Consider the following 9,585-nt stretch of genomic DNA (forward strand, 5'->3'; position numbering starts at 1 on the left):
TGCCCCGGATCGCCTGCTCTCCTCGGCTCGGCTTCGCCATCGCCGCTTGCCTGCGGCTTCGCGGATAGCCATGCGGAGCTCGCCTCCGGCTTCGCGGACAGCCATGCGGAGCTCGCCTCCGGCATCGCGACAGCCATGCGGGGGCCGGTCTTCGGCATAGCGTGCGTGGGCGTGCAGGGCTCGCTTCCGGCATCGCGTGACCGCGCGGGGCTCGCTTCCGGCATCGCGGGCGTGACCGCGCGGGGAGGGGCTGACTAGCTCTGGTTCTGGCTCAGCACCGTGTCCACGGTGACGCCGGACGCCACGATCATGCTCAGCAGCGGGTCCGGGACCTGGCGGTGGAACTGCACCACGTAGTTGTCCGCGGTCGTGAACATCGCCTTCGCCATGCCCTGCCACGTCTTGGTGATGCGCGCGACCTCGGTGTCGGTGTGGTCGCACAGCGAGAAGTTCCACGCCCGCCAGTTCTCGGCGTAGATGCCGCCGACCTTCATCCCGTTGCACACGTAGGCGAACCGGACCTTGCCGAACACGTTCTCCTGCACGATCTCGCCGATCGGCATGCCGTCACCGCGTTCGACGATCACCTTGGACTTCCACATCGTCGCCGGCCGCACGAGCCGCAGCACCGGATGGCCCTGCACGTCCCGGATCTCCAGCCGGACGTCCATCAACGAGTCGAGCTTGGTGAAGGCGCGCAACGCTTTCGCGGCGCCGGACTGGCCGACCTGCTCGACGGTGCCGAGGTGGCGGGCGTGCTGGTCGTAGATGACGTAGGAGTTCGACATCTCGATGAGCTTGGCCTTCTGGTTCACCACCAGGACGGGCTCGGTGAACAGGCTGCCGCCACCCTGCCCGGCTCCGTGCGCGCCCGCGCGCTGGACCTGCTGCGCCACCTTCTCCTGACCCGTGCCGCCCATCTGCATCTCCATGTGATGGGCGTCGGTCTGCTGCTGGCGCGGCTGCGTGTGCGGGGTCCACTGCGTGCCGTCCCACCACCGGACGAAGCGAGGGTCGGCGTTGTCGGGGTACCAGCCCGGGGCGAGGTTCACGCGGGCAGCGTAGTGCGAGAACTCGTGTGATGTGGGCACGTTGGTGCCAGGCGACGGGCACGGATGTCGCCTGGCTGCTCTCCAACGGCTGTTTTGTGCTGCTTTGCGCGGATCAGCTGATGGTGATCGCGCTCGCCGGGCACAAGCCTGCCGCTTCCTTCGCGGTGGCCTCGTGCTCGGCGTCCGGGTGCTCCACCAGGAGCACGACCGTGCCGTCTTCTTCGCTCTGGTCGAAGAGGTCCGGGTCCGTCAGGACGCACATCCCTGAGCCGCAGCACTTCGACTGGTCGACGGAAATCCTCATGCCGACCACGCTACTGGCAACGAGTGGACCCCGTAGATCCCCATGTTCGTGCGCAGCGGCACCTCCTCCGGTGCCACGTCCAGCCGGAGGTCCGGGAACTCCTGGAACAGCTTGGCGAACGCGATCCGCATCTCGATGCGGGCGAGCTGCTGGATGCCGTGCCCGAACGCGACGTGCCCCGTCGCCGGGCGGCGCAGGTCGAGCTCCTCCGGGTTGCCGGGGAACTTCTCCGGATCCCTGTTGGCCACCGGGATGTGCATCATCACCGTGTCACCCGCCTTGATGAGGTGCCCGTCGATCTCCACGTCCTCGGTCGCGGTGCGCAGCGGTCCGAAGTGGATGATCGACAGGTACCGCATGAGCTCCTCGACGGCGTTGTCGATCACCTCGGGCTCGTCGCGCAGGATCTTCAGCTGATCCGGGTGCTGCAGCAGCGTGAACGTGCCGATGCCGAGCATGTTCGCCGTGGTCTCGTGCCCGGCGAGCAGCAGGAGCATCGCCATGTTCGACGCTTCCTCGTCCGTCGGCTCCCCGGTGGCCAGCAGGTCGCTGATCATGTCGTCGCCGCCGGGGCTGGCCTTCTTGCGGGCGATCAGCTCGCGCATGAACTCCTGGATGCGCTCGAAGGCGGCCATGGCCTCCTTGACCGGCGTGTCCAGGCTCAGCATCTTCGCCGTGTCCTCCTGGAACCTGTGCTTCTCGTCGTAGTCGACGCCGAGCAGCGCGCAGATCACCAGTGACGGCACCGGAAGTGCGAACTCCTTGACCAGGTCCGCGTGGCCGTCGAACGTCCGCAGGTGCTTGAGCTGGTCGTCGACGATCGTGCCGATCCACTCCGACAGCTGGTTCATCCGCCTGACCGTGAACTGGCCCTGCAGCATCTTGCGCAGCCGGGTGTGGTCCGGCGGGTCCTGGCTGAGGAACATGCCGGGTTCGACCTTGCGCTTCGTGTCGCTGTCGTCCACCTGGCGGCGCTTGTCCGGCAGGTGGTGACTCCCCGGGTCGTTGGTGAACTTCGGGCTGCCCAGGATCTCCCGCACCTGGTGGTGGCCCGTGACCAGCCAGCCGAGGTGGCCGTCGGCGAACTCGAGCCTGCTGATCCGCGCCTTGTCGCGGATCCCGGTCAGCTCGGTCGGCGGGTCGAACGGGTTCGGCCGCGTGGTGGGCAGTTCTTCGGAGATCAGTTCGGTCATCTCGCACACCTCCCAGTGCTCGGTAGAGGACCTGATTTCGAAGCTACAGAACTTTCATCAATCTGTGAAGCGTCACGCACCGCCACGAACCGAAATCTGTCCGCATCTGCCGGTCGTGGGTCGCGACGGCCACGGCGGCCTGTGTCTGCCGGAGCGCCTCCGTCAGCTCGTCGACCAGCGCGATCGACAGGTGGTTGGTCGGTTCGTCGAGCAGCAGCACGTGCGGGCCGCTGCTGAGCAGAACCGCCAGCTCCAGTCGCCTGCGCTGCCCAGTGGACAGGCGGGAGACCGGGCGGGCGAGGTCTTTTCCTCTGAGCAGACCGAGTTCCTCCACCCGCGAACAGAGCTGCCGCGCGGTGGCGGCCTCGTTCTCGAACGTCGACTCCTGGGCGAGCAACGCCACCTTGCCGGCGTGGTGAACCGTGCCGTCAGCAGGCTTGATGCGGCCAGCCAGGACATTCAGCAACGTCGACTTGCCGGCGCCGTTGGGGCCGGCGATGAGCAGTTTCTCGCCCGCGGACAACGAGATCGGCTCGGCGAGGTTCAGCCTTCCGGGTACTTCCAGCGGGGTGGCGTGCAGCAGGTCGCCGTCGGCCGTCAGGTTTGGCGGGGCGAAGCCCAACGGCGGCGGGGGAGCGTCGACGCGCTGGTCGTCCAGCTCCTCCAGCCGGCGAGCGACGTTGCGCATCTTGTTCGCCGCGCGCGTGGTGCGCTGGTGCTTGAACGTGCCCTTCGGTGGACGCCAGGCGTCCTTCAGGCGTGATTGAGCGCGTTCGACCTTCTCGGCGAGCTCGTCGTGTTCCGCTTCCTCCTGGGCGAACCGCTGTTCCCACCGCCGGCGTTCGGCGCGTTTGGCCTCCTTGAACGCCTGGTAGCCGCCGCCGTGCAGGTGCACCTCGCCGTCGGGAGTCGGGTCGAGGTCGAGCAGTTGCGTGCAGACGTCGTCCAGCAACGTGCGGTCGTGGCTCACGAGCACCACGACGCCGTGGTGTTGCCGCAGGCGTTCGGTCAGGAAGTTCAGCGCGTGCTCGTCGAGGTGGTTGGTGGGTTCGTCGAGCAGCAGGACGTCGGCGCGTTCGGCGAGCAGGCACGCGAGCCGGACGCGGTACCGCTGGCCCACGCTGAGTTCCTTGAGCTGCTTGGACTTCGGGTGGTCGGCGTCCAGGGCTTTGAGGGCGATCTCCGCGCGGCGTTCGGCGTCCCAGGCCTCGATGGCCTCGGCGTGGGCCAGGGCGTGAGCGTAACGCCGCTCGTCGAACGGCTCGGCGGCACTGTCCAGTTCGGACAGTGCCTGACGGCTTTCGCGCAGTGCCTCGGACAGCAGGTCCCCCACCGTTTCGCTGTCGTGGAACGGCATTTCCTGTTGCACCAGGCTCAACGAACCGTGCCGGGTGACAGTTCCCTGGTCCGGCACGAGATCGCCGGCGAGCAGGCGGAGGAGGGTGGTCTTGCCGCGGCCGTTCTCGCCGATGACGCCGAGGCGTTGGCCTGCGGAGATTTTGAGTGAGATGCCGTCGACGACAGGCCCGGCCTCATAGCCCTTGGTGAGATCTTGGGTCGTCAAATGGACATGCGTGCGCATGCGGGATCCTCATCTGGGTACGCGAAATCAGGACGTGGTGTGGTGGCACACGTCCTGAATCAGAGGTAGAAGACCCCGTACCCGAATCCCATGAGACCCACGGTACCTACGGTCGCAACGCCTTTTCGATCGCCTTCTTCAGGTCCTGCACGCTTTCCTCGGTGCCCGGCGTCGGGCCGGTCGTGCTGCCGCCGCCGACGAGCCGGTAGAAGATCAGGCCCTCCAGGAACGCGCTGATGTGCGCACCGGCGCGTTCGGGGTCCTCGTGGCCCAGTGCCCGCGCCATCTCCGCGGCCCGCTTGCGGGGGGAGTGCACGAGGATCGACTTCAGCTCGGGGTGGTGCGTGGCTTCGAGCATCGCCGCGTACCGGGCGAGCGTGCGGTTCCGCTCGACCAGCCAGCTGTCGAGCGTCTTCGCGAGACCGCCGGCCGGGTCCTCCGGGTCGAGGAAGATCTCTGCCTGCTCCTGGACGGCGAGCCGGTCCACCAGCCCCTCGATCAACGCCCTGCGCGTGCGGAAGTAGGCGCTCGTCGAACCTTCTGGCAGACCGGCCTTGCGGTCGACCGCCCGGTGGGTGAGGCCGCGCATGCCGAGCTCTGCGACGAGCTCGATCGCCGCGTCCGTGATCAGGTCTTTTCGCACTGTGGTCCTTGTCTCTCTACAGCTGTAGTCTACAGGTGTAGATTCTTCTACAGGTGTAGAGGAGGCTGACATGAAGGCGATCGTGGTCGGTGGTGGCATCGGCGGGCTGGCGGCCGCCGTGTCGTTGCGGCGCGTGGGCTGGGAAGTCCAGGTGCTCGAGCGTGCTGCCGCCTTTGGCGAGGTCGGGGCCGGGATCGGCGTGATGCCGAACGCGGTGCGCGCGCTGGAGTGGATGGGTGTCGCGGACGAGGCGCGGCGGCTCGGGACACCGCGCGTGTCGGGTGGCATCAAGTCGTCCGACGGGCGCTGGCTCGCGCACCTGCCCGCGGTCGGCCAGGAGAAGATCATCGCGATGCACCGCGCCGATCTGCACGGTGTGCTGCTGCGCGCGCTGCCGCCGGAGATCCTCTTCAACAATGTCGAAGTCACGAGCGTTGAGGAGCTGGACGCAGACCTCGTGGTGGCGGCGGACGGCATCAACAGCCGCCTTCGCGCGGAACTGCTGCCCGACGCGCCGGGACCGGTGTACGCGGGGGCCACGGCGTGGCGAGGGGTGGCGCCGGGTCCGTTCGATCTCCCGATCTCGCAGACACTCGGTCCCGGCGGCGAGGCGGGCCTGCTGCCGCTCGGGGACGGCCGCCTGTGCTGGTACGTCTCGACTGTCGCGCCGGCTGGGGCCTCGCTCGACCCCGCGCAGGTGTTCGCCGACTGGCACGAGCCGTTCCCGGAGCTGCTGGCGACGACTCCGGAGATCCTGCGGCACGACATCTACGAACTGCCGTTGCTGCCGACGTTCATCTCCGGACGGGTGGCGTTGCTCGGCGACGCGGCGCACGCGATGGTCCCGTACATGGGGCAGGGGGCGTGCATGGCGCTGGAGGACGCCGTGACGCTGGCGTCGGTCGACGGTGATCTGGTGCGGTACGACGCGTTGCGGCGGCCGCGCGCGCAGACCCTGTGGAAGGCCTCGAAGCTGGCGGGGAAGTTCGGGATCGAGGTGCGGTCACCGGTCGCGCTGGCGGTGCGGAATTCTGTGTACCGCATGCTGCCGGGCTCGGTGGCCGTGCGCGGGATGACCCGTTTCTCCTCGTGGGAGGTGCCCGCGATGCCACGATGACCTTCGTGGATCTCGTGGTGTTCCGCCGGGTGTGCACGGCGGTGATGGCGGTGCTGATGACGGCTTTCCTGGTGTCGGCCGTGGTGGGCGCGCTGCGGGGCGGGCACCCGACCGGGCTCACGTTGGCGCTCGCCGGCCTCGCGCTGCTGGTCGGGGCTGTCCTCGGGGTGATGCGCTCGTTCCGGTTCCCGAAGGACAGCGACTCGCGCGGGCCGTTGCCGGTGTTCCTGTTCGTGCTGTTCCTCGGGTTCGTCGGCGGGATCGGGCTGCAGCAGACCATTCCCGCTCTTCAACCCACGGTGTCCGTTACCGCGGAGGTGACGTCGTGCGGGTCGAGCGGCCGCACGGTGAAGTGCTCCGGTGAGTACACAGTGGACGGTGTGCGGTACGCGAGCGAGATGCCGGTGCGTTCGGTTCCGTCCGGTCGCGAGGTCGGCATCGACGTGCTCGCGTCCGACCACTCGGTCGTGGTTTCCAAGGCCTGGCTCGATGTTCTGGTGTTCCGCGGCGGCGGGATCGTGCTCGCGGCGCTCGCGGTCGTGTTCGGACTGAGGTGGATTCGCCTGGCGCGTGCGGCAACCGCCGAACTGCGCAGGCGAACCCCTTCCGAAGTTCACTCGAACGGGTCGAATCCACCGGTGAACTAGATCACCGGTCAATGTTTGGTCTCGGCCAGATAACAGTCGAAAACCACCCTTTGTCGCGCCCTTTGTCACCCGGTTGCGGTATCAAGTACTTGCTGAACGTGTCGGACGCGGTCCAGTGATCCAGATGGCGTAACGCGACAGGCGGTTTCGGGTACACGAAAGCGCAACTACGGTGCCTCAACCATGACCCCCGTCCCGACTGATGTGATGCCGCGTTCCCTCACGGCGCTTCCCCCGGCGCAGGTCGAGAACACCCCCGAGTTCGACATCGCCGAGGCAGAGGACTTCATCCGCCAGCACCACGCCGAGCACCCGGACCTCGGTCCGGTCGAGGCGCGACTGGCCGAGGTGCACGCGGAGATCGCCGCGACCGGCACCTACCGTCACACGACGGCCGAGCTGACCTTCGGCGCACGCGTGGCCTGGCGCAACAGCTCCCGCTGCATCGGCCGCCTGTACTGGCGCAGCCTGAAGGTGCGCGACCTGCGCGAGACCTCCACCCCCGCCGAGGTGGCCGCGGAGTGCGTCGAACACCTCCGCGTCGCCACGAACGGCGGCAAGATCCGTCCCGTCATCACGATCTTCGCCCCGGCCGAGCCTGGCATGCCGGCGCCGTCGATCCTGAACGAGCAGATCGTCCGCTACGCCGCCTACCGCGGTTCGGACGGCGGCGTGCTCGGGGACGCGCGCAACCTGGCGTTGACCGAGCTGGCGTTGAAGCGCGGCTGGCAGCCACCCGCTTCGCGCGGGCCGTTCGACGTGCTGCCGTTGATGGTGTCGTGCGCCGGCCACGAGCCGGCCCTGGTGGAGATTCCCGCCGACGCCGTGCTGGAAGTGCCGCTGTCGCACCCGGAACTGCCGTGGCTCGCGTCGCTGGGCGTGAAGTGGCACGCCGTTCCCGCGATCAGCAACATGCGGCTGCGCATCGGTGGCATCGACTACCCGTCGGCGCCGTTCAACGGCTGGTACATGGGCACCGAGATCGGCGCCCGCAACCTCGCCGACCACGACCGGTACGACCTGCTGCCGTACCTCGCCAAGCGGATGGGCCTGGACATGTCGTCGGAGGCGACGTTGTGGCGCGACAGGGCTTTGATCGAGCTCAACCGCGCCGTCCTGCACTCGTTCGGCGAGGCCGGGGTCACGATCACCGATCACCACACCGAGTCGCAGCGGTTCCTGACGCACCTGGCCAAGGAGGAGGCTGCCGGTAGGTCGTGTCCCGCCGACTGGTCGTGGATCGTGCCGCCGGTGTCGGGCGGGCTGACGCCGGTCTACCACCGCTACTACGAGAGCGGCGACCTGTTGCCGAACTTCTTCCCTGCCGACAAGCCTTCTGGTTGCCCGGTGGCGCACTGAGCCGTTGGCCGTCGGGATGTACGACGACGCGGAGAGCTGCGCGCGGCGGTACGTGCCAAGGACTCCCGGTTCGACGGGTGGTTCTTCGCGGCGGTGACCACCACCGGCATCTACTGCCGCCCGAGCTGTCCGGTGACCCCGCCGAAGTCCGAGAACGTGCGGTTCTTCCCCACCGCGGCCGCTGCCAGGGCAGCGGGGTTCCGGGCCTGCCGGCGGTGCCGCCCGGACGTGAGCCCCGGCTCACCGGAGTGGAACGTCCGCGCCGACCTCACCGCCCGCGCTTCGGCTGATCGCGGACGGTGAGGTCGACCGCTTCGGTGTGCCGGGCCTGGCCGCCCGGCTCGGGTACAGCGTTCGTCACGTGCAGCGGCAGTTGCTGGCTTCGGTGGGCGCCGGTCCTGTCGCGCTGGCCCGCGCGGTTGCTGATTCAACGACACCGTGCGCGCTGTATGCGGCCGCACGCCTTCGGAGCTGCGGGAGGCTTCGGCGCCTTCCTCGGGAACTTTGGCCGTGCGACTGGCTTTTCGCCACCTCGTTCTCGCGTGGTGGTCACTTCGCGGGTCTCGTCCGCCGCGGTGAGGTTGGATGGGCTCGTGCAGCTCACCAGGAGCCTGAACCTGACCGACGCCGTGTTCGTCGGCCTCGGCTCGATGATCGGCGCGGGCGTGTTCGCGGTGTTCGCGCCCGCCTCCGCCGCGGCGGGTTCGGCACTGCTCGTCAGCCTCGTGGTCGCGGGCGTGATCGCGTGCTGCAACGCGTTGTCGAGCGCGTGGCTGGCGGCCGAGTACCCGCAGTCCGGCGGCACCTACGTCTACGGGCGCGAACGCCTCGGCCGCGTCTGGGGTGACCTGGCCGGGTGGGCGTTCGTGCTCGGCAAGACGTCGTCGTGCGCGGCCATGGCGCTGACCGTGGGCACCTACGTCGGTGCGCCCAAGCCAGTCGCAGTGGCGGCGATCGTGGCGTTGACGATCCTCAACCTGACGGGCGTGCAGAAGTCCGCGATGGTCACCAGGATCATCGTGATCGCGGTTCTGCTCGCCTTGGCCGCCATGACGGTGACCGCGCGGGAAGCTCCCACGCACGCCGACTTCAAGGCAGCGGGCATCCTCCCCGCCGCCGCACTGCTCTTCTTCGCGTTCGCCGGCTACGCGCGCATCGCCACCCTCGGCGAAGAGGTCAAGGAACCGCGCAAAACGATCCCACGAGCCGTGATCATCGCGCTGGCCATCACGCTGATCGTCTACGCGTCGGTGGCCGTGACCGCCCTGAGCGCCCTCGGTGGCGACCTGGCCACGAAGACGCTGGCCGATGTGTCCCCGGCCCTCGCGCCGGTGATCCGGATCGCCGCCTGCCTGGCCGCGCTCGGCTCACTGCTCTCGCTGCAGCTGGGGGTGAGCCGGACCGCGCTGGCCATGGCCCGCGACCGCCGGTTGCCGGGATTCCTGGCCGATCTGCGCTGGGCGGAGATCACCACGGCGACAGTGGCGATAGCGCTGGTGCTCGCCGTCGACGTCACGCGAGCGATCGTGTTCAGCTCGTTCTGCGTACTGCTCTATTACGCGATCGCCAACGCCAGCGCGTGGACGCTCGGTAAGCGAGTCGTTCCCGCGATTGGGCTGGCAGGGTGCCTGACACTCGCCGGTGCAGTGGTCTGGCAACTTTGAGTGCTCCCCGCCCTGCAAGGGCTG

Annotated in this window: 10 protein-coding genes and 1 pseudogene; 6 read left to right on the forward strand and 5 right to left on the reverse strand. The window is 68.5% G+C overall.

Features of this window, described 5'->3' with window-relative positions; all coding sequences use genetic code 11:
* A partial coding sequence (locus UK23_RS54435) for a hypothetical protein (RefSeq protein WP_045318279.1) occupies positions 1-258 on the forward strand: 258 nt, incomplete at its 5' end.
* Here the strand turns inward: UK23_RS54435 and UK23_RS46540 are convergent.
* From UK23_RS46540 to UK23_RS46560, 5 genes are all read right to left on the reverse strand, one after another.
* Positions 255-1,052: a phospholipid scramblase-related protein gene (locus UK23_RS46540; protein ID WP_045318280.1), complete on the reverse strand. Its 798-nt coding sequence runs from the start codon at positions 1,050-1,052 to the stop codon at positions 255-257. The genes UK23_RS54435 and UK23_RS46540 overlap by 4 nt on opposite strands.
* Positions 1,053-1,164: 112 nt before the next feature.
* A complete protein-coding gene (locus UK23_RS46545; RefSeq protein ID WP_045318287.1) occupies positions 1,165-1,356 on the reverse strand; it encodes a ferredoxin in 192 nt (63 codons plus the stop codon).
* On the reverse strand, positions 1,353-2,549 hold the full coding sequence (locus UK23_RS46550) for a cytochrome P450 (protein ID WP_045318281.1): 1,197 nt from the start codon (positions 2,547-2,549) through the stop codon (positions 1,353-1,355). The genes UK23_RS46545 and UK23_RS46550 overlap by 4 nt, the downstream gene beginning before the upstream one ends.
* 43 nt (positions 2,550-2,592) lie before the next feature.
* Positions 2,593-4,131, reverse strand: a complete 1,539-nt coding sequence (locus tag UK23_RS46555) for an ABC-F family ATP-binding cassette domain-containing protein (RefSeq protein ID WP_045318282.1) — start codon at positions 4,129-4,131, stop codon at positions 2,593-2,595.
* Positions 4,132-4,237: 106 nt separating this feature from the next.
* Complete coding sequence (locus tag UK23_RS46560; RefSeq protein WP_052685660.1) at positions 4,238-4,774, reverse strand: TetR/AcrR family transcriptional regulator; 537 nt, start codon at positions 4,772-4,774, stop codon at positions 4,238-4,240.
* A 70-nt stretch (positions 4,775-4,844) separates the two neighbouring features.
* On the opposite strand from UK23_RS46560, the gene UK23_RS46565 reads away from it, so the two are divergent.
* The 5 genes and pseudogenes from UK23_RS46565 (at position 4,845) to UK23_RS46580 (ending at position 9,561) form a co-directional block, all read left to right on the forward strand.
* Positions 4,845-5,891 (forward strand): FAD-dependent monooxygenase, encoded by a 1,047-nt coding sequence (locus UK23_RS46565; protein ID WP_045318284.1) that lies wholly within the window; start codon positions 4,845-4,847, stop codon positions 5,889-5,891.
* Entirely contained in the window at positions 5,888-6,538 is a 651-nt protein-coding gene (locus tag UK23_RS46570) for a hypothetical protein (RefSeq protein WP_156213890.1), read from the forward strand. Before UK23_RS46565 ends, UK23_RS46570 begins: the two co-directional genes overlap by 4 nt.
* Positions 6,539-6,721: 183 nt before the next feature.
* Entirely contained in the window at positions 6,722-7,897 is a 1,176-nt protein-coding gene (locus UK23_RS46575) for a nitric oxide synthase oxygenase (RefSeq protein WP_052685661.1), read from the forward strand.
* Positions 7,898-7,933: 36 nt separating this feature from the next.
* Positions 7,934-8,425 (forward strand): annotated as a pseudogene (locus tag UK23_RS51110) (Ada metal-binding domain-containing protein); the annotation flags it as partial.
* A 65-nt stretch (positions 8,426-8,490) separates the two neighbouring features.
* The gene (locus UK23_RS46580) at positions 8,491-9,561 is read left to right on the forward strand and encodes an APC family permease (RefSeq protein ID WP_196778187.1); all 1,071 of its coding nucleotides are present in this window, start codon (positions 8,491-8,493) and stop codon (positions 9,559-9,561) included.
* The last annotated feature ends 24 nt before the right edge of the window (positions 9,562-9,585 follow it).

Source organism: Lentzea aerocolonigenes (assembly GCF_000955955.1).
Lineage (GTDB): Bacteria > Actinomycetota > Actinomycetes > Mycobacteriales > Pseudonocardiaceae > Lentzea > Lentzea aerocolonigenes_A.

Coding starts and splice junctions, on each gene's coding strand:
- UK23_RS46550 (WP_045318281.1), bottom strand. CDS start 2,549: ATGACCGAACTGATCTCCGAAGAACTGCCCACCACGCGGCCGAACCCG.
- UK23_RS46565 (WP_045318284.1), top strand. CDS start 4,845: ATGAAGGCGATCGTGGTCGGTGGTGGCATCGGCGGGCTGGCGGCCGCC.
- UK23_RS46555 (WP_045318282.1), bottom strand. CDS start 4,131: ATGCGCACGCATGTCCATTTGACGACCCAAGATCTCACCAAGGGCTAT.
- UK23_RS46545 (WP_045318287.1), bottom strand. CDS start 1,356: ATGAGGATTTCCGTCGACCAGTCGAAGTGCTGCGGCTCAGGGATGTGC.
- UK23_RS46570 (WP_156213890.1), top strand. CDS start 5,888: ATGACCTTCGTGGATCTCGTGGTGTTCCGCCGGGTGTGCACGGCGGTG.
- UK23_RS46575 (WP_052685661.1), top strand. CDS start 6,722: ATGACCCCCGTCCCGACTGATGTGATGCCGCGTTCCCTCACGGCGCTT.